The organism is Sporosarcina trichiuri (assembly GCF_030406775.1).
Lineage (GTDB): Bacteria > Bacillota > Bacilli > Bacillales_A > Planococcaceae > Sporosarcina > Sporosarcina trichiuri.
In genome coordinates this window covers 2,135,941-2,160,268 of the sequence record NZ_CP129119.1, presented here as the reverse complement: position 1 = coordinate 2,160,268, position 24,328 = coordinate 2,135,941, and the positions used below count along the sequence as shown (strand labels likewise).

Here is a 24,328-nt window from a genome sequence, read left to right as displayed (position 1 = left end):
CATCAGCCGGGGAAGCCTTTTTTAGTTTGCCGGCCGGTCCGACAGGGAATGTGTCAGTGATGGACGTTCATTGAGGAGGCAGCTGATGGCGAAGAAAAAGGATAAGACCAAACGGAAGTGGCTGAGCCGCACACAGAAACATATATTGTTGGCCGTCCTTGTGATCTACCTGATGGTCTATGTAGCAGAAATCATCTACCATACATACAAGCCGCTGCCGGAAGGCGTCGATTACGCGGGCGCCGTGCACAAGACCGACGACGTAAAGATGTTGACGGACCTGACCTATGCACAGAACCAGAAAGGGGACGGCATGCGCCATGAACTCTATATATTCGATGAAGTCTATTCCATGATCGATGATGCGGACGAGTTCATCATCCTGGATATGTTCCTCATGGATCACTACACCGACGAACCATATGATTTCCCGAAAATCGCGGAGACACTGACGCATAAGCTGGTGCAGAAGAAGACGGCGCATCCGGACATGCCGATCGTTTTCATCACCGATCCCCTCAATACGGGCTATGGATCGTACGAATCGAAGTGGTTTTCGAAGCTGGCGGACGCCGGCGTGGAAGTCGTCTATACGGACCTCGAGCCGCTTCGGGATTCGATGCCGCTGTATTCGGGTCTGTACCGGACGATCTTCCGATGGGGTGATATCGGCGGAAAAGGCTGGATTCCGAATGCCATGTCGTCGGAAGCGCCGAAGTTCCGGCTCGCGTCCTACGTCGAATTGCTTAACGTCAAGTCGAACCACCGGAAGATGATCGCGACTGACAAAGCCGGACTCGTGACATCGGGAAATCCGCATAATGCGAGCGGATTTCACGGTAATGTCGCGTTCAAGGTGAGCGGCCCGATCATCAACGACATGGTCGAAGCGGAAGAGGCTGTCGTGAATTATACGAAAGAGGAGTCCGGTCAGACGCTTCCCCGGGTGGAAGCGGACGAACCGGAGGACGGAGAGTATGCCATCCAGTATCTGACCGAGAAGAAGGTCAAGGACGTCCTGATGGAGCAGCTGGCTGCCGCGAAGGAAGGCGACCGTATCCGCATGGGCATGTTTTTCATTGCGGAGCCGGATGTTGTGAAGGCCGTGACGGAGGCGGCGGACCGAGGGGTGGAAGTCAAGCTGATCCTCGACCCGAACCAGAACTCGTTCGGCAACGAGAAATCCGGCCTGCCGAACCGGCCGGTCGTCCAGAAACTCGTGGAAGACAGCGGGGGCCGGATCGAGGTGCGGTGGTATAACACGGTCGTCGGCCAGTTCCATACGAAACTCGTCATGATCGAGCGTGCAGGGAACGTGCATGTCCTGAACGGTTCCTCCAACCTGACGGAACGGACGCTCGATAATTATAATTTGGAAAACGATCTGTACATCACCGCGCCGGCAGACAGCGGGCTGTCCGATGAGCTGGATGCGTACTTCACCCGGCTGTGGGACAACGAGGATGCCATGTATACACTGGATATCGATGAATACCAGAGCAAGCTGACCCGGCCGCAGCGGATTATCTACGCGCTGCAGGAGTGGCTTAAGCTGACCTCTTATTGAACCGGAAAAGACCTCCCAACCAGATCAGGAAGGGAGGCCTTTTTATGGTTCGGTTCAATTCAACTTAGATAAGTTTAGGTCATCCCAGTTCGGCAAGCTGCCGGTTGAGGTCTGCAAGACGCTCTTCCATCCGTGCCAGGCGGCTTTCCGCCTTCTGTACGGAGTCTCCGTGCCCAGTCGATTCGAGTTTTTCGATATCCCCCTGCAGGCTGATGTACTCCATCTTCAGTTCTGCAATTTCCGATTCGATCTGTGATTTGGTCATAAATTGGACCTCCTGATGTGTTTTCATCAGTTTACCACATCAGGGACCGGCTTGCCGGGGACAGCCCGTTTCGGATGCTCAAGCAGGTAACGGACGGCTTCGAATACGCTGTCCGCCTCTTTGCCGAGCGGCAGGGACAGCTGGCGGTCGATATCGCGCTGCCGGAGGGAGTCGTGGAGGAGCGGTTCCATGATGGCGTTTAAAAGGTTCGACTGCTTCACTTTGCGGCCGAGACCGAGATGCGTGAAACCGTCTCGGTCAGACGGAAATTGCAGCTCGGTTTCGAAGGAGCTCTGGGCCAGGACGATGCACGGAACACCGAGACTCGCCGCGTCGTACGGCATGTAGCCACCGCCGCAGATGACGATATCCGATGCCGCCGCCAGGCTCAGGAAGTCGTGCGGCGCTTTCTTGATGGCCGTGTTGCGCCGGCTGAGCGCCATCATCCGGAGGGAGCTGTCATCATGTGCGTAGGACGGGCCGAGCAGGATCGTGACATTGAGCGGGATCTGGAGGTTCATGACATGCCGGAATGCCCGGAATGTCAGATTGCCCGGATCGATCTCGCCGAATGCGATGAGCAGCCGGGGCGGATCACCGGCAGTCTGCCCGTCCCGCTGTCTGCGCAGCTCGTCGGCGCGCGGATCCGGCAGGAATGTCCCGATGCCGGTCTTATAGGTTTCTGTCACATTGAATTCCGAGTCTCCATATAATGTCTGGATGACGAGATCGGCAGCCTGTCCGCCTTCGCCGAAATCGTCGAAATGGAGGACGGCGGGCACGAGATTCCGCACGGCTTCCGATTCCTCTTTGGCGGTGTTGCCGCAATCGCGGACCAGAACATCCGGTTTCAGAAAGGCGAGTGTGCTCAGCAGGTCGCGCTGGGTGGCGGCCTGAATGCGGCGGCATGTGTCGGGCAGGGCCAGGTCCTGGCTGGTGATGAAGACCGTGTCAGCCTCCGCTGCGAGTTCTTCTGCAATCCGGAGCGCACGGCGCACGGGGTATCCGTTCTTTTCGTCAGCCGATGATAGATCGAATGCAATCAGCTTCGTCGGTTGTGTAAGTATAGGAATCATCCTTTCCTGCAATCTCTTGCTGTCCACTCTATGAGCAGCGGGACGAGATTATGAACATTGCGGCCGGCGGAGCAGCGGGGGATTGGATGATATCGGACAGTTGGCGCGGTGTATCGGACAGTTGGCGCGAAGTATCGGACAGATGGCCGGCCATATCGGACAGATTGCGCGAGGTATCGGACACTTCATCGAATTTGTCGGCATCCAGACACAATTCGGCCGGATGCCGGGCACTCTCGCAATCTGGGTGAAAAAGTTGTTTCCGAGTCTGATTGTGGTACACTAAAACGAAATTTCAACGCGTTAGGAGTGTCAAAAACCGAATGTTTGGATCACTAGCTGCGGATCTCATGCTTGTCGTGCTGATCGGCATCCTGTCCCAGTGGGTCGCCTGGCGCTTCCGGCTGCCTGCCATCGTCGTCATGGCGCTGGCCGGGCTGGTCGTGGGGCCGGTCTTCGGCTTCATCAACCCGAAAGAATCGATGGGGGACCTGTTCAGCCCGATCATCTCGTTTGCCGTAGCGATCATCCTGTTCGAAGGGAGCCTGAACCTCGACTTCCGGGAGATCAAAGGATTCAGCCGGCCGCTCACACGCATCGTCACGGCCGGCGCGTTCATCGCCTGGATTGCGGGGTCGCTCGCGGCACACTATGTCGCCGGCCTGTCCTGGGCGGTCGCCTTCGTAATCGGCGGGCTGTTCATCGTCACGGGACCGACCGTCATCCTGCCGATGCTGCGGCAGGCGAAACTGAAACCGCGGCCGGCGGCACTCCTGAAATGGGAAGGCATCATCGTGGACCCGTTCGGTGCACTGCTCGCCGTCTTCGCCTTCGAGTTCATCAAATTCATCAACGCCCAGGTGACGCTCGGCGCGCTCGGCCTGTTTGCGGCCGCCTCGCTGTTCGCGGTCTTCATCGGCTGGGCATCCGCCCGTGTCCTCGGCGCAGCGTTCGAGAAAGGGGCCGTCCCGGAATTCCTGAAAGCCCCCGTCCTGTTCGCAGTCGTGCTGTTTGCATTTGTCGTATCGGATGAAATCATGCACGAAACCGGACTGCTAGCCGTCACGGCCATGGGGATCGTCATGGCGAACATGCACCTGACATCCATCCATGATATCCGCCAGTTCAAGGAAAACATTTCCGTCCTGCTCATTTCCGGAATTTTTGTCATGCTGACGGCGTCGCTCGATCCGCACGTCCTCATCGAGATTGCGGACTGGCATATCATCTTCTACGTGCTGGCGATGCTGTTCATCGTCCGGCCGCTGTCCATCTGGATCTCCACAATCGGCACCGATCTCTCCTACCGGGAGCGTAACCTGATCGGCTGGATCGCCCCGCGGGGAATCGTGGCCCTGACCGTGTCCGGCTACTTCGCATCGATTCTGCTGGAAAACGGCTACAAAGACGCGGATCTGCTGACGGCGCTCACCTTTGCGCTCGTCCTGTCGACCGTCGTCCTGCACGGCTTCACGATCGGCCCATTCGCCCGGCGGCTCAACTTGACGACGACGGATGAGTCAGGTGTCCTCATTGTCGGCGGCACGAAATTCGGAGCTGAACTGGCAAGGTCCATCGAAGAGACCGGCAATGCCGTGCTGATGATCGATAATTCCTGGGCGGGTCTGTCCCATGCCCGGAAGCTCGGACTGCCGAGCCGTGTCGGCGACATCCTGTCCGAACAGACCGAGTACAATCTCGACATGACACCGTACCGGTACATGCTCGCCATGACGAAAGCAGATACGTACAACGCGCATATATGCGCGGACTTCCTGCACGACCTCGGACGTGAGCACTTGTTCCAGACGGCCTTCCATGTCGGCAAAGGGGTCGACTCCTTCAATGTCACCGGCGGGAGGACCTTATTCACACCAGGCCTGTCGATCTACGACCTGGAGGAACGGATGAATCTCGGGCACGTCTTCCGGAAGACGGTCCTCTCCAAACAGTACAGCTATACGCAGTACTTGCGGGAGCGGGATGACCGGTCCGTCCTGCTGTATATTCTGCGGGAAGACGGCAGTGTCGAATTCTACACGCCGGACGAGGAGCTGCAGGCGTCTGCGGGAGATACGGTCGTCGCCCTGTCGCACCCTGTGAAGCAGATCGAACGGGCGAAAGAGCGGGTGGCTGTCGAAAAAGGGGAAGACGGCGCCGACCAGGTCCATGTGGAAAAGCGGTTCACCGAAGAAGCGGGCAAAGGGAAGCCGGCACTGCCCGGCGATGCGCCCCCGCCGATCCAGCCAGGACCGTCCAAGGAGCCGTCAAGCTGATTGCAAGTCAATTCCAACTCTTTCTGATACCATGAACAGTGAGATGATCATTAGGAGGTACGGACATTTTGAAAGTTTTGTTTGTGGACGGGACCATTATCGGCAGCAAAACGGGCATCGTGCTCGATACTGTCGAGAAATACATTGAGGAAACAGGCTGCGGCTTCGACATGGAGCGGCTCAGTTTCGCAGATTACGATCACCAATTCGTCGACGGCCGGCCGGCGGACGACTACAACGACGACATGAAACAGCTCATCCGCAAGTTCGAGGAAGCGGACGGCTATGTCATCGCGACACCGGTGTTCCAGGGATCGATCCCCGGTGTGCTGAAGAATGCATTCGATATGCTGCCGCCGCGGACGATGCGCTACAAACCGGTATCGATCGTCGCGAACGGCGGCACGTACCAGCACCACCTCGTCGTCGAGAACCAGATGAAACCGATCCTCGACTACTTCCGGTGCCTCGTGACACCGAACTACGTCTACACGCACCGAGATCACTTTGATGAAACCGGCAAGATCATCGATGACAACGTGCATGACCGGCTGAAGGAGCTCGCCCGGGTCTTCGTGAAATATACGGAGATGGGCAAAGAGCTGACAACCGGTATGATTGACGAACAATAAGAACAACCGCCCGTCCCGCACCGGAATTCCGGAGGGCGGGCTTTTTTAACGGATGAACACTGAAAAGCTAGCGCCGATTCCGTATAATGGACTTAAGTGAAAGGGGACTGACCATGTCAAAATCAGTAGTACTCGCAGAAAAACCATCCGTCGCGCGTGATATCGCACGTGTGCTCGGCTGTCATAAAAAAGGGAACGGCTCTCTGGAAGGGGACAAGTACATCGTCACATGGGCGCTCGGCCACCTCGTGACACATGCGGATCCCGAAGGCTATGGCAATGAATACAAAGAGTGGAAGATGGAGCACCTGCCGATCATTCCGGAGCCCTTCAAGCTGACACCCATCAAACAGACAACCAAACAATATAACGCTGTGAAAGCGCTGCTTCGCCGCGACGACGTGAAAGAAGTCATTATCGCGACCGATGCCGGACGTGAAGGGGAACTCGTGGCCCGCTGGATCCTCGAACTCGCGAAAAACCGTAAGCCGATCAAACGGCTCTGGATTTCATCCGTCACGGATAAGGCTATCAAAGACGGTTTCGCCCATCTGAAAGACGGCAAAGCGTATGACAACCTGTACGAGGCGGCGGCTGCACGGGCAGAAGCCGACTGGGTCGTCGGCATTAACGCAACCCGGGCGCTGACCGTGAAGCACAATGCCCAATTGTCGACAGGCCGCGTGCAGACACCAACCCTCGCGATGATTGCTGAACGCGAAAAGCAGATCCAGCAGTTCCAGCCGAAGCCGTATTGGGGCATGCAGGCGCTGACCGAAGCAGGGCGCTTCACGTGGCGTGACGCCAAGGGGCAGACGCAGGCCTTCGACGAAGCGGTCATGAACGAGAAACTCAATAAGCTCGACTCGGTTACGGAAGGCAGGATCACAGATGTCAACGCGGCGCCGAAATCGCAGCCGGCACCGCCGCTGTTCGACCTGACCGAGCTACAGAAAGAAGCGCACCGCCGCTGGTCATGGTCCGCGAAGGAAACACTGTCGACCTTGCAGAACCTGTATGAGCGCCACAAAGCGGTGACGTACCCGCGGACGGACTCGAAACACTTGACGGGCGATATGGAAAACACATTGAAAGACCGTGTGAAAGCGGTCGAAATCGGGCCATACCGGAAAGCGGTGAACGCACTGCTGCGCAAAGGTGCACTCAAGCCGCAGAAAGGCGTCATCAACGACAGTAAAGTGTCCGATCACCATGCGATCATCCCGACAGAGGAAAGTCCGTCGCTGCATGCGCTCTCCGATAAGGAGAACCGGCTCTACGACCTGATCGTCAAGCGGTTCCTCGCTGTCTTCTACCCGCCGTTCCGGTATGAGCAGCTGACAGCAGAACTGACCGCGGGCGGCGAGACGTTCACATTGAAAGGCCGGACGATCACCGATGAAGGCTGGAAAGCCGTCTATTCATCCGATGAAGAAGAAGCGGACACCGATGCTCTGCCTGCACTGAAGAAAGGCGAGACCCTGCAGATCCGCGCGTTCAACCGCACGGAAGGCAAAACGAAGCCGCCCGCACGGTTCAATGAAGGGACACTGCTCGCTGCGATGGAGAACCCGGCGCAGTTCATGGCAGGGGAATCGAAAGAACTCATCAAGACAATTGGTGAAACCGGCGGACTTGGAACCGTGGCGACGCGGGCGGACGTCATCGAGCGGCTGTTCGGTATGTTTGTCATCGAAAAAAGAGGGAATGACATTTACACTACATCCAAGGGCCGGCAGCTGCTTGAACTGGTCCCTGAAGACTTGAAATCGCCCGCACTGACGGCGGAATGGGAGAATGACCTGTCCAAGATCGCCGCCGGCAAACTGAAGAAAGACCAGTTCATCCAAGGCATGATCGACTTCTCGAAGAAAACGATCCGGGACATCAAAGCCGATGACAAGAAGTTCAAGCACGATAACGTCACCGGCAAACTGTGTCCGGACTGCGGAAAACCGATGCTTGAAGTGAACGGCAAACGCGGCAAGATGCTCGTCTGCCAGGACCGTGAATGCGGTCATCGCCAGACCGTCTCCACATTGACGAATGCCCGCTGCCCGAACTGCAAGAAGAAATTAGAACTGCGCGGGCACGGCGACGGCAAGATCTTCGTCTGCAAATGCGGCTACAGGGAAAAGCTGTCGGCGTTCGAAAAACGGCGGGCCCAAAGTTCAGGCAAAAAGGCCGATAAGCGCGACGTCCAGAAGTATCTTAAGAAGCAGGAGCACGAAGAACCGGAAAACACAGCAATGGCGGATGCGCTGAAGAAACTATTTGACAAGTAAGAAAAAGTTTCCTTGGCCTCATGAACCTCAAAAAGCCTTGCTGTATACTGGATACACAAGTTTTGGACGGAGGTGAGCAGGATGGTTTCCATATCGATGAGCCCGGCAGTGTCCCAGCAAGTGCGAGCCGGCAGACTGAAAGCCGAAGCGGCCTACAGCCGGGATGACGCCTATGTGCGCGGCAACGCGGCCAGACGCGAAGAGGCGGCCCGCAATCTGCAGGCGGCCCAGGAACTGCCGGCAGCGGAGCCGTTCCGTAAACTCGGAGCCGGCCAGCTCAAGCAGGTGGCCCTGCCGCTCGGTGAAACGCTGGAAGAGACGATCGACAGCTGGCGGAATGTCCGCCGCGAAGCGCTGTCCGCATCGGATCCCGCCGAAGTGGACCATCAGCTCGCTGCGGCTGCGTCCGCTAAAATCATGGAAGCCGAAGCGCAGCTCGCACTCGAAGACCGTCTCCGGTCCGCTCAGCTTGCCGAGGCGGCTCTCGAAGAACGGTCGGAAGGCACGGTATCGGCAGAGCAATCCGTAACCGATGTGATGCGCGAACTTTACGAACAGGCAGCATCCGCCTATGCTGTACAGACGGAGGCACGTGCGCGCGGCTATGAAGTCGCGGCACCCGCCTTCTTCCTGACAGCCTGAATGACGCACAGCCTTCGAACCCGCCCATCCAGTGGCGGGTTTTTTAAATGGCGTAGAAAGGGGAGATGCATTATGGCGAAAAAGAACAAGCACATCAAAACGAATGCCATCCGCATACTCGAAGCCGAGGGCATCCCGCATGAGCTGCTGGAACGTGACCTGTCAGAGGACGCCAATGCAGCGGCGGATGGGGGAGACGAAGCGGACGTCTTTAAAACGCTCGTTGCAACAGCCGGCACGGACCGGTATTATGTTTTCGTCATCCCCGTCATCCGTGAACTCGATCTGAAGAAGGCGGCACGGGCAGCAGGGGAGAAGAAGATCGAGATGCTTCCGCTGAAGCAGCTCACCGCTGTCACCGGCTACGTGCGCGGCGGCTGTTCCGCCATCGGCATGAAAAAGCAGCTACCCGTCTTCCTCGACGAATCGGCGGCAGCCAAACCTGCCATTTACGCAAGTGCGGGTAAACCTGGCTTCCAGATGAAACTCAAGCCGGAAGACTACGCCCGGGCGACAGGAGCGCCCTTTGTGGAGTTGTGTAAATAAAGTGGCTGTGCGGGAACGGCGAGCCCCGCTGAGAGCAAAGTGATCATAAACAGTGCCGAACCGCTCATAAACTCATGAAAGTGATCATTAAAACTGTATTTCGCTCATAACTTCACACCTTCGGCATCCCGCCTCATAAAAACCCGGCAGACAAAAACCCTTCCATCGCGCCAAACCACGATCCCAGGCATATGCTACAATGGACAGTGACATTTCGCCGTCCATCCAGCGACGGCTTCAGAAAGAAGAATGCATATGATGACCTTACGGAAATGGAGATGGATTTTTTTCATAGTGGGACAGATGATCTTGGCGCTCGGAATCGCGATGACCATCAAAGGGCAGCTCATCGGCATCGGACCGTGGGACGTCCTGCATGTCGGCCTGTACCAGAAGGTCGGCCTGACAATCGGTTCCTGGAGCATCATCACGGGGCTCGCCATCGTCCTGACGACGGCCGCCTTCCAGAGGAAATGGCCGAAATACGGCACATGGCTCAACATGCTGCTGCTCGGGTCGTTCATCGACCTGTTCAACTGGCTGCTGCCTGACATTCACACCATCCCGGGCGCCATCGGCATGTTCATCGCCGGGGTCGTGATCATGTCGTACGGCATCGGGCTCTATGTTTCGCCGAATATGGGAGCAGGCCCGCGGGACAGCCTCATGCTGCTCATCGTCCATAAATTCAATATAAGCGTAAAAGTCGTCCGGACCTCGATCGAAGTGATCGTCGCGCTGCTCGGCTGGGCGCTCGGCGGACCCGTCGGCATCGGCACGGTTCTCATCGCCCTGCTGATCGGGCAGGTCGTCCATATCGCCATGCCCCAGTGCCAGCGGCTGCTGCTGCGCGCGGCGGGCGAGCCCAATATCGAAGCCCTTCTATGAGTCTCCCGGCACAGCCCCCAGCGGCTGTGCTTTTTTCGTCCCCTTCCTCATATCTTGTAAGAGACGTGTTCAGAAAGGGTGGTCATGATGACAGGAAGCATCACGGAATCTATGGGAACAGCCTATACAGGAGACGGCATCATCCATAAGTATGATCATCTCATCCGGCAGGCGGCGGTCACGGTATTCATCAAAACACCGCCGGCATTCGCCCTGTCCGGCCTGCTCAACGAACTGGCAGCACTCCACGCAAGCCGCGGCAGTGATATCGAGAGGTTCAGGAGTCCACTGCATCTGGAGAAGACCGACGGCATCTACGTCAAGGACGCCGGCATCCTCTACATCTCCGCCTCCGCACCGGTCTCCCTGGAGCCTGCAGATCTCGGCGGCCGACACCGTGTCGTCAGTTTCTACGATGTCTATGATGAAGACAAACTGCGTGCAGTCAATCCGTCGATCGTCCAGCATACGGAGGAAGCGGAAGCGGTATTAGGAAAAGCGCTGCAGTCCCTCTCGGAAGCGAAGGCCATCCACGACGAATGGGAGGCGGTCAACATCGCACGGATGGACTGGGCCGAGCATACGGCCATCACCGCGAAACTTGCAGCGGACCTGTTCGGGACCTTGCGGCTGAACAAGGAAGCCGTTGTCACCCACCGTATCATCGGCTCGCTGTCCGCATCAGGTGCGCATGACTTCATCCCCTCCATCACGAAGACGGCGAAACGGCGGATCCTCATCAAATCACTCCCGGGCACGGGGAAGTCGACGATGATGAAAGCGCTCGCTGCGGAAGCGGAGAAACGGGGCATCGATACCGAATACGGCTGGTGCGGATTGGACGCCGGAAGCATTGACGTCATCCAATTCCCGGAGCTGTCAGTCTGTCTGATCGATGCTACGGAACCGCACGTCTACGACATCGAGCGGGAAGGCGATGAAATCCTGAACCTTGCAGGCCTTTGCGCGAAAGACGAACTGGCCGAACGGAAAATCGATGCCATCCGTCTCCGCTACAAGGCTGCGATAGGCGAAGCGGCGGAAGCGATGCACCGATATGCCGGATTGACAGGCAGAATCGATGCCGCAATGGACAGCGCGCTCGATCAGCAGGCATTCTCGGAAAAATCGAAGACACTGCTCACCCTGCTGCCGGTCTGACACGCAACGGTACCGGGAACCGGTCCGATTATGCTACACTTAAAGCATCACGTGTCGAAAGGGAGATCAGTTTGTCACACATACTCAACCAATTTCTAGACGAAAACCTGCAGGAACTGAAAGACCAGGGACTGTATAACGAAATCGAACCTGTCGAAGGCCCGAACGGCCCGATCATCAAAATCAAAGGCAAAGAACTCATCAATCTGTCCTCCAACAACTATCTCGGTCTTGCGACAGATGAAGACCTGAAACAGCTCAACATCGAAGCGGTCAAGAAATACGGGGTCGGTGCAGGTGCCGTCCGCACCATCAACGGAACGCTCGACATTCATATCGAACTCGAGAAGAAACTCGCCGAGTTCAAAGGCACCGAAGCGGCGATTTCGTTCCAGTCCGGCTTCAATTGCAACATGGCGGCCATCTCCGCGGTCATGAACAAAAACGACGCGATCCTGTCCGATGAACTGAACCACGCGTCCATCATCGACGGCTGCCGCCTCTCCGGTGCGAAGATCATCCGGGTGAAACACCAGGATATGGATGACTTGCGCGCGAAAGCGAAGGAAGCGACGGAATCGGGCCAGTACGGCAAAGTGATGTACATCACGGACGGCGTCTTCTCGATGGACGGCGACATCGCGAACCTGCCGGGTGCGGTCGAAGTTGCAAAGGAATTCGACCTCATCACCTACGTCGACGATGCACACGGTTCAGGCGTCACCGGAAAAGGGAAGGGGACCGTCAAGCACTTCGGCCTTGAAAAGGAGATCGACATGCAGATGGGGACGCTCTCGAAGGCAGTCGGTGTTGTCGGCGGTTATGTGGCCGGCACACAGAAGCTGATCGACTGGCTGAAAGTCCGCTCCCGTCCGTTCCTGTTCTCGACGGCTGTACCGCCGGGCGACGTGGCAGCGATCATGGGGGCGCTCGATAAGATCAGCGCATCCACCGAACTGCACGACAAGCTGTGGGAGAACGGCAACTACTTGAAAGACGGCCTGAAGAAGCTCGGCTTCGACATCGGCAATTCCGAAACACCGATCACGCCGTGCATCATCGGCGAAGAGAAGCTGACCCAGCAGTTCTCCAAACGGCTGGCGGAAGAAGGCGTCTACGCAAAATCGATCGTCTTCCCGACCGTCCCGAAAGGCACCGGCCGCGTGCGCAACATGCCGACCGCTGCCCATACGAAAGCGATGCTCGATGATGCGCTTGCTATCTATGAAAAAGTCGGCAAAGAACTCGGCGTCATCCAATAAAAGAAGGCTGTTTCCGATCCCTTTCCCGGGAACGGAAACAGCCTTTTCCAAAGGAGGCAGTCCTGCTCATTATGCAGCCGTCAGCTGATATGCAGCTATACTGATTACAGAAGGGACCGCTCAAACCCGTGAAAAACAGCCTGGACAAGAAATTCTGTCCAGGCTGTTTTCATTTGACCGGAAAATCGTCTTTGGCCGCAATCTCATCGTGGAAGACGGTCGTGATCTCACCGTCCGTCAGCTCGATGTCATACCGGGTCGGCTCGTCCGCGCGCACGAGGAGGATGACCCCCCTGCGCCCGTCTTTCAGTTCAACGGCTGTGTCTTCGGTGTACTCCATTGCTATCCCTCCTATGAAGGTATCGGGAAAAGGCTGTCTTCCCGTTCAAACAGAGAAACGATAATGTAATGCTGGACACCGCGAGAATGGGCTGCCGCCAGTTCCGCTTCCCTGCGGTAAGCGGTCCGGTCACCGGCCTGCCCGGCAATCCCGGCTTGAAGGGCGTGCGACATCCAGGCCTTCCGGATGGATTGGCGGATTGTTTCGGCGCGTTCCGTATTTCCTTCCATCAGGACAGCACAGGCCGTGTAGTAATTGACGTAATCCGCAGACGGCAGGTGGATGGCGAGACGATGCAGCGCTTCGGCATCCCGCTGCCAGACCGCGAGATTGGCAGCGTACACCGCCTGCAGTTTCGGCTGCTTGAACGTCTGCAAAATGGTTTCCAGCGCGCCGATCACTCGATCCGCCGGTTCATGACCGACTGCATAGGCGTAGCCGAAGATGGCATTCGACCGGTTCTTCGCTAGGAACGCATCAATTTTCTTCACGTTCCTGGACAGGTAGATGATGTACAGGGGCCAGCCCATGGTGACCAGCAGATAGAGCATCATGATGATGGCGAACACCGCCCAGAACGGGATGTCCGCGAACAGCAGGACGACTGTCAGCAGCACACCGCCCGCGAACAGCATCAGCCAGCGGGCAATGCCCCGCACGATAAATGGATTATCCTTCAAGAGACACACCCTCCAATTGCTTTTATTGTAGCATAGCTTTCAGATAATTACCTGCATCACTGTATGAAATATTGTTTTTATGAGCAGAACAGTTTATAATCGATTTCATCGAGAAACAAAGGATCTTTTATTTTATTGATAAAATGTGTCCTCTCCATAAATACAAACAGTCATAGGAGGCAGACAGATGAAAAAAATCATGGTGACCGGAGCACTCGGTCAGATCGGCTCGGAACTGATCGTCAAACTGCGTAACGAATATGGAACGGAAAATGTGCTGGCAACTGATATCCGGGAGCCTCAGACGGAGATGGACGGACCGTTTGCGATTCTTGACGTGACTGACGGTGTGAAGATGACGGAACTCGCGAAAGAATTCGGCGCCGACACACTGATGCACATGGCAGCACTGCTGTCTGCGAAGGCGGAGGAGAACCCGCTGCTTGCATGGAACCTCAATATGGGCGGCCTGGTGAATGCGCTTGAAACGGCGCGCGCACTCGATCTGCAGTTCTTCACGCCGAGTTCGATCGGCTCATTCGGCCCATCGACGCCGAAAGACAATACGCCGCAGGACACATTCCAGCGGCCGACGACGATGTACGGCGTCAACAAAGTCTCCGGTGAACTGCTCTGTGACTATTACTTTGAGAAGTTCGGCGTCGATACGCGCGGCGTCCGGTTCCCGGGCCTCATTTCGTATGTCGCACAGCCCGGCGGCGGCACGACCGACTACGCAGTGGATATCTTCTACAAAGCGGTCGAGGACGGGAAGTATACGTCCTTCATCGCAGAAGGCACGTACATGGATATGATGTACATGCCGGATGCCCTGCAGGCGATCGTCGACCTGATGGAGACGGACGCCTCGAACCTCATCCACCGGAATGCGTTCAACGTGACGGCGATGAGTTTCGATCCGGAAGAGCTGGCCACAGCCATCCGAAAGCACATCCCGTCATTCGAATTGGCGTATGACGTCGACCCGGTCCGCCAGTCGATCGCCGACAGCTGGCCGAATTCCCTCGACTGCTCTGCGGCGGAAGCCGAATGGGGCTTTGCAGCAACCTACGACATGGACACGATGGTCGCGGACATGCTCGAGAAGATCCGTAAAAAAGTGAACGCCTGATGATGAACGCCCCGCCGCGCGGGGCGTTTTGCTCATAAAACAGGGAAAGTGATCATAAACCCGGCCGTTGCGCTCTTAAACTCGCCAAAGTGATCATAAAACCCAGTTTCCGCTCATAAACCCGCGGAAGTGATCATAAACCCAGATTTCCGCTCATAACCCACTCCAAAGTGCTCATAACTTCAAAATTGCGAGGGCCGCGGCTCATCCCTAACGTCCGCACGTCCCCGAGCCGCGCAGAAAACAGACAAATCAAAGATTGGCTTGTCAGCTCCGCCTGCGGCTCCGGCTTTTTCGTAGTGCCGTCGGGGCAAGGGGGCGCTGGTGAAAGCAAAGTGATCATAAACCCGGCCGTTCCGCTCATAAACTCGCCAAAGTGATCATAAAACCCAGTGTCTGCTCATAAACCCTCGGAAGTGATCATAAACCCAGATTTCCGCTCATAACCCACTCCAAATTGCTCATAACTTCACAATTGCCGCCCCCCACGCACTGCATTTTCCCCAATTAAACCCATCCGCCGCATATCATCACACAAAAAACCCCTCTTCCGCAGAAGCGGAAAGAGGGGGGGTTCATTAAAAAATCAAGTGGGCGACGCCTGCCACAATCGGCAGCGCGATCAGTGTACGAATCAGGAAGATGACGATGAGATCCCACAGATTGACTGGGATTTTCGTCCCTAAGATCAGTCCGCCGACTTCAGATAAGTAAATGAGCTGCACGACGGAAATGGTGGCCACTGTAAAGAGCGTGATCGGCTCCGTAAGCAGACCGTTCGCAAGCAAAGCCGGCAGGAACATGTCGGTAATCCCGACAATCATCAGGGAGCCCGCTTCCGCTGCCTCCGGAATGCCGAGCACGTTCAGCAGCGGTACGAACGGTTTCCCGAGAATCGTGAAGAGGCTCGTGTACTCTGCGAGCATCGTCGCGATCGTACCGAACGCCATGACGATCGGCGCGACACCGAGCCACATATCGAGGACGTTGCGGAAACCATCGCCGGCCATTTTGCCAAGGGAACGGTTCTTATCGGCTGTCTCAAGCGCACTTTTCAGACCGTGGGTTACCACATTGTACCCCTCAGGAATCTTTTTTTCCGAGTCGTCCTGCGGAGAACCGTCTATATGTTCGTCAGGTTTCCGGGAAAGCGGATAGATCCGGGGCATGATCAGGCCGAGCACAACGCCGACCAATGCAACCGTCGCGTAAAAAGGCACGAAATATTGTTCCAGGTTGACTTCACGGATGATGACCAGCGAGAAGGTGATTGAAACGATTGAAAACGTCGTAGCAATTACGGCAGCTTCCCGCTTCGTGTAATGGCCTTCTTCATATTGCTGGCTTGTCAGCAGCACACCGATCGTCCCGTCACCCACCCAGGACGTCAGCGCATCGATCGATGACCGGCCGGGCAGCTTGAACAGCGGACGCATGATTTTGACCATCATCGTTCCGAAAAAATCGAGCAGACCGAAATTCAGCAGCAAGGGCAGGAACAGACCGGCGAACAGGAAGATTGTATACAGGAACGACACCAGGCCGTCCGGCGATAACAGCATGCCGCCTGTATTCTCGCTCCAAATCGCCTCCGGTCCGAGCTGGAACGTCACCATGACAGCGAAAACAGCTCCGACCACACGGGTCAGTGTCCAGAACGGTGTCATCTTGAAGAGTTTTTCAGGGAATGTCGGATTCTCTTCATCTTTGAACGGTATGAAGAGGTAAATCACCGAACCGACCGCAGAGATGATGATCAGCACCATCGCCGCGAACGGCATAATAGGTTCCACGAGACCGGACAGCCAGTCTGCCAATACAGCGACCGGCACGAGCCATTCGCCGCCGAATTTCATCGGCACCATGAACAGCAGGATTCCCGCTAAGGACGGGAGCAAAAACAATAACCAGTTCGACAAAGACGCTTTTTTCATTCTGAAGGCTCCTTATGTATGAAGTCTTGCATACTATGTATATTTATTCATTTTAATGAATGAATATCAAAAAGTAAACAACTTATTTCGTCTGAAGCCCTGTATGTATACCCGGAGAGATGCCCGGTAAACGGGCAATTCCGGAAGCTTTCCAAATGAAAGCGTTTTCCTTATTAAAAAGTATATGTGTAGAAATGTTCTGTGTTCAACCATTTTAGCGCATCGGGATCCTGTTCGTCCAGACGTTTCTGCATAGCTTCCATCATCCAGACCGTCTGAGAGGCGTGGGCGTTCATGGCGCCGAGTTTTTTCTCATTGACTCCCGATACATCATGATGGACATCCGGATGGCCGATCTGGTTGACCGTGTCATTGTCGAACGCGATCGTATACACTTTCGGCCGGTCGCCGGCGTCCATGCGGCGTATCGTTTCGATGACCGCGCGGGCGGTCGCTTCGTGGTCGGGGTGTACCGACAGTCCGGGATAGAACGTGATGACGAGCGACGGGTTCGTATCGTCGATCAGTCCCTGGATCATCTTCACCATCTTTTCATCGTCTTCGAATTCTACCGTTTTGTCACGGAGACCCATCATCCGAAGGTCGGTGAGCCCCATGGCGTCAGCGGAAGCCTGCAGCTCCTTCTTGCGGATGCCGGGCAGCGTTTCCCGGGTCGCGAACGGCGGGTTGCCGAGGTTGCGTCCCATTTCGCCGAGCGTCAGGCAGGCATATGTCACAGGCACTCCCATTTCGAGATATGTGGCGATCGTGCCCGACACGCCGAATGCTTCATCGTCCGGATGCGGAAAAATGACCAATACATGGCGTTCTTGTTCCATAGTTCAAGTTCCTCCTTCTGTACTCTCAATATGTGAATGGTGTTTCGCTGATCTGCAGAGCGACAGCAAGTTTGCCGTCCGGACCGAGTCCTGCCATCAGCAGGCGGCCGTATTCGTCGAGCTCGTAATGAGTGATGCCCTGCGCATAGATCCAGCCCGAAGGCAGTTTCAGACCGACGCGGTGCGGGGATTCCCCTGCGACTTTCCCGAGTTCGTAATTGACGACAATATTGCGGATGAATGCGCCCGCATTGAAGAATCCTTCCTGGAAATGGGCCGCGTAGGCGCCGTTCGTCGTCTCCAGATGGATGTAGACATCTTTGCCTGCAAAGGAATCGATGAGCTTCTGGAGCTCTTCTTGTTTCACTGGTTCCATGGTTGTTCCTCCTCCGGCTGAGTTTTTTTCACTATAGATAAGTATATCGGGTTGCGAAACGAAATGCAGTTTTGCAGTTCCGGCATGGAAAAAGCACTGGGAAGGGGGACTTTCCAGTGCCTGCGGTCTGTCATACTTCAGTTGTAGTGATCTCAGGTCCGCCGAAACGGTTTTTCGCGCCATGCATGACGGGTCCCACGTACTCATTCAGCTTCCAGCCGTTGGCGATGGCGCCAGCGACGAACGCCTTGGCGTCGATGACTGCGCTCTTCATGTCTGCGCCATTCGCCAAGTTCGCTGTGATGGCTGCTGCGAATGTGCAGCCCGCCCCGTGGTTGTAATGCGTGTCGGTCTTTTCGGATTCGAGCAGCAGGTGTGCCGTTCCGTCATAGAACAGATCCGCCGCTTTGTCGTGCTGCAGCTGCTTCCCGCCTTTGATGACGACGTTCTTCGCGCCGAGGGAATGGATCTTCTCTGCGACGGTCTTCATCTGATCGATCGTCGCAGGCGTCTTCATGCCGGCAAGCTGTCCCGCTTCGAACAGGTTCGGCGTCACGACTTCCGCACGCGGCAGCAGGTATTCGATCATCGCATCGACAGTGCCGGGGTTCAGCACTTCGTCCTCCCCTTTGCACACCATGACCGGATCGATGACGACATGTTCCGCGCCGGATTCACTGATCGCTTCGCCTGCGGTCTGGATGACTTCCTCCGTGCTCAGCATGCCTGTCTTCACTGCGTCGATCCCGGTGGAAAGCGCTGTCTTGATCTGCGCTTTGACGACGTCGATCGGCAGGGAATAAACATTATGGCTCCAATTGTTGTCCGGATCCATCGTCACGACGACAGTCAGGGCGGTCATGCCGTACGTGCCGAGCTCCTGGAAAGTCTTCAGGTCTGCCTGGATGCCCGCACCTCCGGACGTATCCGAGCCTGCGATTGTTAACGTTTTCTTCAAAGTCATTTGTAGAGGACTCCTTTACGAATAAGGTATAATCAAGTGTACTGAAATGAAATTGCAATTACAAATTGTGTGGATTACGCACGGATGAGCTGCACGAGCACATAACCGATGGCAGCGCCGGCAAGCAATACCACCGCACTTCCAATATAATGACCCGTCTGGACAAGTCCGGCAGCAAGCGCAGCCAGCAGCAGGGCGGCCGCTGCGAACAGTGTATAGAGGATATACAGGCCGGCCCGTTTCGATGTTTCGGAATAGCGGCTGCCGTCACTTGCGGATGACATGATGCGTTTCACTTTCTCACGGATCGGCACGTTTGCCATAGGATCCCCTCCCTGGTGACAGTATACCATGCAGGAGGGAATGGAAGTCCCGGCATCCGTACGTTACAGAAACACCGGAAACGGTTATAGACGGAACAAAGACAGCACCATGCAGAGGAGGCTGACCATGGCAAAACAATCGCCGTCGGATGACGAACGGAAACTGAAGGAAGTCGAACGGCTGCTGAAAGAACTCAAAGCATCCGATGAGGAGCAGGCGGTCACCGTCGAAGAGACGATGGGACGGCCGAGGAAAGAACGCAGAAATGTCTGGCAGCTGCTCGGCGTGTTCTTCTCCCTGTGGCGGAAATCATTCCTGCTGATCGCGCTGCTCGTCCTCCTGCTTGTCGTCTCCCTGCCGTTCATCGCATTCTATTTGCTCAAGCAGGGGAGCACAGAGACCGAACAGAAGACGTCGTTCCTGGAGCAGATCCAGGACCTGAACGAGCTGGCGACTGCCGAGGCCTATACGAAAGTGATCATCGAGCGGCAGGACAACGAACTGTTCGGTCAGAGCATCGGACTCGACCTGCCCGGTACGAAACGGCAGCTGCTCGTCGTCATCCCGGGCGCCATCAAAGCCGGCGTCGATTTCTCCGCAGTCGAACAGAAAGATATTACGATAAATGAAGAAGCGAAGACCGCAGAGCTGGCACTACCGAAACCGGAATTCCTCGGAGGCGCGGAAATCTTCTTCGACCAGGTGGAAGTGTACTCCTACGAAGGGGTGTTCCGCCAGAAAGCGGATATCGAAGAAGCGTATGATCTGGCGGAGGAAGCGAAGAAAATGATCCGGGAAGAGAGTGCGGGGCAGGGCGTGCTCACCACGGCCGGGCAGAACGCCGAACAGACACTGCGCGAGATGTTCTCGTTCGCCGGATATGATGTCACCATCACATTCAAGGAGTGATCGCTATGAAACCGGAATTCAACAACGGGTGGGATGAAGTCCTGGACGATGTGTTCAGCGCACCGTTTTATCAGGAACTGCGCGAATTCCTGAAAGAGGAATATGCAGCCGGCGCCGTTTTCCCGGACATGCATGACATATGGAACGCATTCAGGCAGACATCCTATGAAAACGTGAAAGTCGTCATTCTCGGCCAGGATCCGTATCACGGTGCCGGACAGGCGCACGGTCTCAGTTTCTCCGTCCAGCACGGCGTCCGGACTCCGCCGAGCCTCCGCAACATCTTCAAGGAGCTCGAGTCGGATATCGGCTGTGCCAAGCCCGCGTCCGGTTCGCTGACCGGCTGGACGGAACAGGGCGTGCTGCTGCTGAACACCGTCCTCACCGTGCGGGAAGGGCAGGCCCATTCCCATAAGAAGCACGGTTGGGAGCAGTTCACCGATGCCGTCATCCGCAAGCTGTCCGATCGCGAAAAGCCGATCGTCTTCATCCTCTGGGGCAGGCCGGCGCAGGAGAAGAAGCGGCTCATCGATTTGACAAAGCATGTTACGATTGAGTCAGTGCATCCGAGCCCGCTCAGTGCAAACAGGGGGTTTTTCGGATCCAAGCCGTTCTCGAGAACGAACGGGCAGCTCGAACAATGGGGCGAGCTGCCGATCGACTGGTGCAGGACCGATGCTGGATCGTAAAGGGGGGCGCTGCCGTCATGGCCGTCAATTGTTTTGAATGCCGCAACTTTTATGTCACGTGGGAACCGCGTCATCCGCGCGGCTGCAAGGCGTATGGGTTCAAGATGCGGGAGCTGCCGTCCGCGGTCGTGCTGCGGTCGTCAGGTATAGAATGCATGAAATTCGAACCGAAGAAAGGGAGCGGGGGACGATGATCTCAGTGACCCATGTGCTGGATGAACTCCAGAAACAGCTGGCGAAAGCGAAGAATTCATCCGACGAACAGGAAATCCGGGAGTCGCTCGCGGCGATGCAGTCGCTATGCGGGCTCGTCCTCGGCGCAAAAGACGCCGGCGGTTCATCCGTGACGTCCCGGACGCCCGCTGCTGCGCCATCCATCCCGGCAGTACCCGTCAGCAGTCAGATGGAAGGGAAACTGCTGGAAGAGGAAGACGCAAACGGCGGATCGCTGTTCGATTTTTAAGATGGGAAATCATAACCTTACAACCGGTATGTAAAACAACTTCAGTTTTTGGTTAAAATCCGGATGTTTTGAATATTAAGAAAAATTTAACGACATAAATCATAATAAAAGAGGTATCTCGTTATGTAAACGTCGGTTTAGGCCATACCATTTAATGAGAGGCTTTTTTACTTTTAGGCCAAGGGAACCATTTAGTTAACACTCTTCTGTTCCTGCATTTACCTAATATAGTCACTTATAACCAATTACAGTAAATGACCATTTTCTTCTTGCTAAAGCTATTTATCTGTTATATTATAAAAATCTAATAAATATAAAAGAGGAGGAAGAGCAATTGAAAAAGAAAATGGTTGTAGGGTTCTTGGCATTTGTGCTGCTAATTTCCGGTGGAGCTTTAACCAAGGCGGGTACTGCTTTTACAAGCTACAATACCACGGTAGGAAAGTTTAATGGCAGTGGCTATACTAGCTATCAAACTAAAGCAAAAAGTAGTGCAGATGGATACTTAAATTCAGCTACTGTTGGAGGCAACTATCAAGTAGATGCTAGAATGAACTCATCTAGCGGCACAGGTCCGTGGGTTAGAATTGATGACAATAGAAGCTATTTCTTAATTAATTCTGTTAAATCAGGGGCAGCTGCCAGAGTGCAATTTAGTAATGATCTTTCTACACCAGTTAGTGTGCAGGTTACAGGAACTTGGAGTAGTAACTAAAAATTTGTAAAGAAGAGTTTATTTGTTTGCGGACAGATAGACTCTTTCTCATATAAGAGGGGACGTATGATGTTAAATCAGCAAATAGTAATTGAATTGAAAAAAGCTTTATCATACAATCGTTTGTTAATAAGGCTATTCATAATAGGTCTGCCTATCCTTATTCAATTTTTTATTATTAAAAATGGCTACACATTTAGCAGCTCCATTGAAGTATTTCAAAGACTACTCTCAGGTTTTTTACCGATGATTTTTCCGCTTCTCATGATTCTGATTTATGCTGACAGTTTAGTAATAGAAAGAAAAGAAAATTACTTATTGTATACACGAACGCGTATATGGCTACCTACATATTTGTTGAGCAAGGGAATAGTAAATGCTTTACTAGCATTTGTAATATCGTTTATTTTAATATTTTCAACGTTTTTATTCGCAGTGTATATTGAACCTGGCTTTTCTTTTATCCAATACGGCGGCGTGGCCAATCCGGCCACTGACACTACCTTTAATCAATTTCTAGTGTTAGGTACTTTTACTTACGGCATTTTATATTCTTCCTGGGTTGCGATAAACGGTATGGTATATGCTACCCTTACATATCTCTTAACACTGTGCATAGATAATCCTTTCATAGCTCTGTCGATACCTTTTGTCTGGTATCAAATAATGAACTTTATTACTGCAATTTTGTCAGTTCCTCAGTTTTCTCCATTGAGCACTATTTTTCCTTACAATCTCACCCAACAAGAACTATGGACGGTATTACTCCCGTTCTCAATACTTCTTTTAGCTACCGTGGGACTTATAATATTATTGATGAAAAGGAAGAGAAACGAATGGTTAATTTAATGAAGAAATCATTCGTTTCATTAACAAATGAAGCGCTTACCTTAAAATGGCTATTAGTAGGAGTAATTATTTTTGCTTTTGGGTTAAATGAAAGAGTTAACATTCTCCGAGAAGCAGTCAATCTAAACGTTTATTTAAACAAGTGGGACTTTTTTATAACTGTAATAAGCAATCTTTATGTAATTTTATATTTTATTTTTCCATTACTTTTATTCATAATGATTAGATTAACTATCCAAGATTTTGAATACAACATTTTGATTAGAATTGGATCGTATAAAAAATGGATCTATAGAGTGCAAAAGAAATTTTTTAAATACTTATTTTTAATTCTAGTAATTTGGATAGGATGTGCGGCACTCCTTACATTGGGAATACCCTATTCAATTTACTGGAGCGAGGGCAGCAAAATAGAAACCGTACATAATTTGAGCTGGAGCCTTCGGTCAAAATTTGCAACCCCTATAATTGCAGCTATTGCACAAATATTGGTCTTTTCTATAACAATACAATGGATCCAATTAGTCTTTTCACTAGTCTATACTTTTTCTAAAAATAAAATAGCCATTAGTCTAATAGGAGTGTTTACATACCTCGGGGCTATTATTTCATTTAAAATTCTTCCTGCTTCGATGCAATGGGTTGCGTTACCTAACTATCTCTCTGTTTATCATGGTATTTCTAATTTACATTCTTTCTTTACGATAATCTTAATACTAATGGGTTTAATAATACTGAGTGTTTTTGCAGTAGTGATGGTTGACAAACCCCACATACTTACAAGTAGCATGTTTTCAAAAATGGGTGTTATGATTTATGCGTTACTCTGTATTGTGGGTATTTTATTTGAAGTTATAAACTTGCAAGATGAAAAGATAACAATAGGGGATATATTAATTGAAACCTTTCAAGGCACCTCTCATGCTGGCTATTCTTATCTTTCTTATTTATATTACATAATCGTATACTTTGGTTTTTTGTATTTAGTTTTTGTATATCTGGAGAGAGAAATTTCCGGTATAAGCTATTATAAGATTATAAGGTACAGATCATTTTTTAAATGGTTTTGGAGTTGGTTCGGTAAAATATGTGTGGCTGTAATTAGCCTACTGTGTATATTGGTTATAGTTACCTGTACTATTGCCTCTATAGCTGGTTATACCATTACGTTTAAAAGTAATATTTATCATAACCTAAGTGTCAATACTATTCTGTATCACTTCCTTATAAATGGTTTTTTACAGTTAATGTTTTACGTTTTAATGGGTTTTATTGTAAGTTGGGTAAGTGATAATTCTTTAAGTATCCTGATTTTAATCGGTTTACTCTGTCTGGTTTTATTGCCAGGGATAAATGTCGTTCCGGTGGGTCTAAACGGTTTTGGTCATATCTTAATTGGGGAGAGCAGTTATTCTACGACCATTTTACTTGTAGTATTTATAGTGCTTCAAAGTCTTATGATTTACTGGTTATTTAACAAAAAAGAACTTCATCTATAAGAGAGGATAACTAAA

Annotated in this window: 27 protein-coding genes; 18 read left to right on the top strand and 9 right to left on the bottom strand. The window is 53.3% G+C overall.

Annotation, left to right across the window (positions count from 1 at the left end; all coding sequences use genetic code 11):
- Positions 1 to 85: 85 nt before the first annotated feature.
- Positions 86 to 1,567, top strand: coding sequence for a phospholipase D family protein (locus QWT68_RS10920; protein WP_290148377.1), 1,482 nt, complete (start codon positions 86 to 88; stop codon positions 1,565 to 1,567).
- A gap of 79 nt (positions 1,568 to 1,646) precedes the next feature.
- Here the strand turns inward: QWT68_RS10920 and QWT68_RS10915 are convergent, their stop codons facing one another.
- Complete coding sequence (locus QWT68_RS10915; RefSeq protein ID WP_040287617.1) at positions 1,647 to 1,832, bottom strand: SE1832 family protein; 186 nt, start codon at positions 1,830 to 1,832, stop codon at positions 1,647 to 1,649.
- Between the two features lie 26 nt (positions 1,833 to 1,858).
- Positions 1,859 to 2,908: a hypothetical protein gene (locus tag QWT68_RS10910; RefSeq protein WP_290148375.1), complete on the bottom strand. Its 1,050-nt coding sequence runs from the start codon at positions 2,906 to 2,908 to the stop codon at positions 1,859 to 1,861.
- A gap of 121 nt (positions 2,909 to 3,029) precedes the next feature.
- On the opposite strand from QWT68_RS10910, the gene QWT68_RS10905 reads away from it, so the two are divergent.
- From QWT68_RS10905 to QWT68_RS10865, 9 genes are all read left to right on the top strand, one after another.
- Complete coding sequence (locus QWT68_RS10905; protein WP_290148374.1) at positions 3,030 to 3,194, top strand: hypothetical protein; 165 nt, start codon at positions 3,030 to 3,032, stop codon at positions 3,192 to 3,194.
- A gap of 37 nt (positions 3,195 to 3,231) precedes the next feature.
- On the top strand, positions 3,232 to 5,184 hold the full coding sequence (locus tag QWT68_RS10900; protein WP_290148372.1) for a cation:proton antiporter: 1,953 nt from the start codon (positions 3,232 to 3,234) through the stop codon (positions 5,182 to 5,184).
- Positions 5,185 to 5,252: 68 nt separating this feature from the next.
- Positions 5,253 to 5,816, top strand: a complete 564-nt coding sequence (locus QWT68_RS10895) for an NADPH-dependent FMN reductase (protein WP_290148371.1) — start codon at positions 5,253 to 5,255, stop codon at positions 5,814 to 5,816.
- A 113-nt stretch (positions 5,817 to 5,929) separates the two neighbouring features.
- A complete protein-coding gene (locus tag QWT68_RS10890) occupies positions 5,930 to 8,101 on the top strand; it encodes a DNA topoisomerase III (RefSeq protein WP_290148370.1) in 2,172 nt (723 codons plus the stop codon).
- Positions 8,102 to 8,182: 81 nt separating this feature from the next.
- Positions 8,183 to 8,743: a hypothetical protein gene (locus QWT68_RS10885; RefSeq protein WP_040287613.1), complete on the top strand. Its 561-nt coding sequence runs from the start codon at positions 8,183 to 8,185 to the stop codon at positions 8,741 to 8,743.
- 72 nt (positions 8,744 to 8,815) lie between these two features.
- Positions 8,816 to 9,289: a Cys-tRNA(Pro) deacylase gene (gene ybaK, locus QWT68_RS10880; RefSeq protein WP_040287612.1), complete on the top strand. Its 474-nt coding sequence runs from the start codon at positions 8,816 to 8,818 to the stop codon at positions 9,287 to 9,289.
- Positions 9,290 to 9,592: 303 nt separating this feature from the next.
- The gene (locus QWT68_RS10875; RefSeq protein WP_290150481.1) at positions 9,593 to 10,177 is read left to right on the top strand and encodes a YczE/YyaS/YitT family protein; all 585 of its coding nucleotides are present in this window, start codon (positions 9,593 to 9,595) and stop codon (positions 10,175 to 10,177) included.
- 87 nt (positions 10,178 to 10,264) lie between these two features.
- Positions 10,265 to 11,338, top strand: a complete 1,074-nt coding sequence (locus tag QWT68_RS10870) for a hypothetical protein (protein WP_290148368.1) — start codon at positions 10,265 to 10,267, stop codon at positions 11,336 to 11,338.
- A gap of 71 nt (positions 11,339 to 11,409) precedes the next feature.
- Complete coding sequence (locus tag QWT68_RS10865; protein ID WP_040287610.1) at positions 11,410 to 12,600, top strand: glycine C-acetyltransferase; 1,191 nt, start codon at positions 11,410 to 11,412, stop codon at positions 12,598 to 12,600.
- A 169-nt stretch (positions 12,601 to 12,769) separates the two neighbouring features.
- Here the strand turns inward: QWT68_RS10865 and QWT68_RS10860 are convergent, their stop codons facing one another.
- Together QWT68_RS10860 and QWT68_RS10855 are read right to left on the bottom strand one after the other, a co-directional pair.
- Positions 12,770 to 12,940 carry a hypothetical protein gene (locus tag QWT68_RS10860; protein WP_179860799.1) on the bottom strand — a complete coding sequence of 57 codons (171 nt, stop codon included), beginning with the start codon at positions 12,938 to 12,940 and terminating at the stop codon, positions 12,770 to 12,772.
- Between the two features lie 11 nt (positions 12,941 to 12,951).
- Positions 12,952 to 13,620, bottom strand: a complete 669-nt coding sequence (locus tag QWT68_RS10855; RefSeq protein WP_290148366.1) for a hypothetical protein — start codon at positions 13,618 to 13,620, stop codon at positions 12,952 to 12,954.
- Between the two features lie 187 nt (positions 13,621 to 13,807).
- Between QWT68_RS10855 and QWT68_RS10850 the strand changes: the two genes are divergently transcribed.
- Complete coding sequence (locus tag QWT68_RS10850; RefSeq protein ID WP_040287608.1) at positions 13,808 to 14,752, top strand: L-threonine 3-dehydrogenase; 945 nt, start codon at positions 13,808 to 13,810, stop codon at positions 14,750 to 14,752.
- A gap of 578 nt (positions 14,753 to 15,330) precedes the next feature.
- On the opposite strand, the gene QWT68_RS10845 is transcribed toward QWT68_RS10850, so the two are convergent.
- From QWT68_RS10845 to QWT68_RS10825, 5 genes are all read right to left on the bottom strand, one after another.
- Positions 15,331 to 16,686 (bottom strand): YjiH family protein, encoded by a 1,356-nt coding sequence (locus tag QWT68_RS10845; RefSeq protein WP_290148365.1) that lies wholly within the window; start codon positions 16,684 to 16,686, stop codon positions 15,331 to 15,333.
- A 173-nt stretch (positions 16,687 to 16,859) separates the two neighbouring features.
- Positions 16,860 to 17,525: a bacillithiol biosynthesis deacetylase BshB2 gene (bshB2, locus tag QWT68_RS10840; RefSeq protein ID WP_290148363.1), complete on the bottom strand. Its 666-nt coding sequence runs from the start codon at positions 17,523 to 17,525 to the stop codon at positions 16,860 to 16,862.
- Positions 17,526 to 17,550: 25 nt separating this feature from the next.
- Positions 17,551 to 17,901, bottom strand: a complete 351-nt coding sequence (locus QWT68_RS10835) for a YojF family protein (protein ID WP_290148362.1) — start codon at positions 17,899 to 17,901, stop codon at positions 17,551 to 17,553.
- Between the two features lie 130 nt (positions 17,902 to 18,031).
- Positions 18,032 to 18,865: a bifunctional hydroxymethylpyrimidine kinase/phosphomethylpyrimidine kinase gene (thiD, locus tag QWT68_RS10830; RefSeq protein WP_290148360.1), complete on the bottom strand. Its 834-nt coding sequence runs from the start codon at positions 18,863 to 18,865 to the stop codon at positions 18,032 to 18,034.
- A gap of 74 nt (positions 18,866 to 18,939) precedes the next feature.
- Positions 18,940 to 19,188: a hypothetical protein gene (locus QWT68_RS10825; RefSeq protein ID WP_290148358.1), complete on the bottom strand. Its 249-nt coding sequence runs from the start codon at positions 19,186 to 19,188 to the stop codon at positions 18,940 to 18,942.
- Between the two features lie 127 nt (positions 19,189 to 19,315).
- Between QWT68_RS10825 and QWT68_RS10820 the strand changes: the two genes are divergently transcribed.
- The 7 genes from QWT68_RS10820 to QWT68_RS10790 all read left to right on the top strand — a co-directional run bounded on the left by QWT68_RS10820 (position 19,316) and on the right by QWT68_RS10790 (position 24,313).
- Complete coding sequence (locus tag QWT68_RS10820) at positions 19,316 to 20,098, top strand: DUF4230 domain-containing protein (RefSeq protein WP_290148357.1); 783 nt, start codon at positions 19,316 to 19,318, stop codon at positions 20,096 to 20,098.
- Between the two features lie 5 nt (positions 20,099 to 20,103).
- A complete protein-coding gene (locus QWT68_RS10815) occupies positions 20,104 to 20,787 on the top strand; it encodes a uracil-DNA glycosylase (protein ID WP_290148355.1) in 684 nt (227 codons plus the stop codon).
- Positions 20,788 to 20,804: 17 nt separating this feature from the next.
- Entirely contained in the window at positions 20,805 to 20,981 is a 177-nt protein-coding gene (locus QWT68_RS10810; RefSeq protein WP_290148353.1) for a uracil-DNA glycosylase, read from the top strand.
- Complete coding sequence (locus tag QWT68_RS10805; protein WP_290148351.1) at positions 20,978 to 21,250, top strand: YwdI family protein; 273 nt, start codon at positions 20,978 to 20,980, stop codon at positions 21,248 to 21,250. Before QWT68_RS10810 ends, QWT68_RS10805 begins: the two co-directional genes overlap by 4 nt.
- Positions 21,251 to 21,584: 334 nt before the next feature.
- The gene (locus QWT68_RS10800) at positions 21,585 to 21,965 is read left to right on the top strand and encodes a hypothetical protein (RefSeq protein WP_290148349.1); all 381 of its coding nucleotides are present in this window, start codon (positions 21,585 to 21,587) and stop codon (positions 21,963 to 21,965) included.
- Between the two features lie 66 nt (positions 21,966 to 22,031).
- A complete protein-coding gene (locus QWT68_RS10795) occupies positions 22,032 to 22,814 on the top strand; it encodes an ABC transporter permease (RefSeq protein WP_290148347.1) in 783 nt (260 codons plus the stop codon).
- Positions 22,802 to 24,313 (top strand): hypothetical protein, encoded by a 1,512-nt coding sequence (locus QWT68_RS10790; protein WP_290148345.1) that lies wholly within the window; start codon positions 22,802 to 22,804, stop codon positions 24,311 to 24,313. Before QWT68_RS10795 ends, QWT68_RS10790 begins: the two co-directional genes overlap by 13 nt.
- The last annotated feature ends 15 nt before the right edge of the window (positions 24,314 to 24,328 follow it).

Coding starts and splice junctions, on each gene's coding strand:
- QWT68_RS10920 (WP_290148377.1), top strand. CDS start 86: ATGGCGAAGAAAAAGGATAAGACCAAACGGAAGTGGCTGAGCCGCACA.
- QWT68_RS10915 (WP_040287617.1), bottom strand. CDS start 1,832: ATGACCAAATCACAGATCGAATCGGAAATTGCAGAACTGAAGATGGAG.
- QWT68_RS10910 (WP_290148375.1), bottom strand. CDS start 2,908: ATGATTCCTATACTTACACAACCGACGAAGCTGATTGCATTCGATCTA.
- QWT68_RS10900 (WP_290148372.1), top strand. CDS start 3,232: ATGTTTGGATCACTAGCTGCGGATCTCATGCTTGTCGTGCTGATCGGC.
- QWT68_RS10890 (WP_290148370.1), top strand. CDS start 5,930: ATGTCAAAATCAGTAGTACTCGCAGAAAAACCATCCGTCGCGCGTGAT.
- QWT68_RS10885 (WP_040287613.1), top strand. CDS start 8,183: ATGGTTTCCATATCGATGAGCCCGGCAGTGTCCCAGCAAGTGCGAGCC.
- ybaK (WP_040287612.1), top strand. CDS start 8,816: ATGGCGAAAAAGAACAAGCACATCAAAACGAATGCCATCCGCATACTC.
- QWT68_RS10875 (WP_290150481.1), top strand. CDS start 9,593: ATGATCTTGGCGCTCGGAATCGCGATGACCATCAAAGGGCAGCTCATC.
- QWT68_RS10870 (WP_290148368.1), top strand. CDS start 10,265: ATGACAGGAAGCATCACGGAATCTATGGGAACAGCCTATACAGGAGAC.
- QWT68_RS10860 (WP_179860799.1), bottom strand. CDS start 12,940: ATGGAGTACACCGAAGACACAGCCGTTGAACTGAAAGACGGGCGCAGG.
- QWT68_RS10850 (WP_040287608.1), top strand. CDS start 13,808: ATGAAAAAAATCATGGTGACCGGAGCACTCGGTCAGATCGGCTCGGAA.
- QWT68_RS10845 (WP_290148365.1), bottom strand. CDS start 16,686: ATGAAAAAAGCGTCTTTGTCGAACTGGTTATTGTTTTTGCTCCCGTCC.
- bshB2 (WP_290148363.1), bottom strand. CDS start 17,525: ATGGAACAAGAACGCCATGTATTGGTCATTTTTCCGCATCCGGACGAT.
- QWT68_RS10835 (WP_290148362.1), bottom strand. CDS start 17,901: ATGGAACCAGTGAAACAAGAAGAGCTCCAGAAGCTCATCGATTCCTTT.
- thiD (WP_290148360.1), bottom strand. CDS start 18,865: ATGACTTTGAAGAAAACGTTAACAATCGCAGGCTCGGATACGTCCGGA.
- QWT68_RS10825 (WP_290148358.1), bottom strand. CDS start 19,188: ATGGCAAACGTGCCGATCCGTGAGAAAGTGAAACGCATCATGTCATCC.
- QWT68_RS10820 (WP_290148357.1), top strand. CDS start 19,316: ATGGCAAAACAATCGCCGTCGGATGACGAACGGAAACTGAAGGAAGTC.
- QWT68_RS10815 (WP_290148355.1), top strand. CDS start 20,104: ATGAAACCGGAATTCAACAACGGGTGGGATGAAGTCCTGGACGATGTG.
- QWT68_RS10810 (WP_290148353.1), top strand. CDS start 20,805: ATGGCCGTCAATTGTTTTGAATGCCGCAACTTTTATGTCACGTGGGAA.
- QWT68_RS10805 (WP_290148351.1), top strand. CDS start 20,978: ATGATCTCAGTGACCCATGTGCTGGATGAACTCCAGAAACAGCTGGCG.
- QWT68_RS10795 (WP_290148347.1), top strand. CDS start 22,032: ATGATGTTAAATCAGCAAATAGTAATTGAATTGAAAAAAGCTTTATCA.
- QWT68_RS10790 (WP_290148345.1), top strand. CDS start 22,802: ATGGTTAATTTAATGAAGAAATCATTCGTTTCATTAACAAATGAAGCG.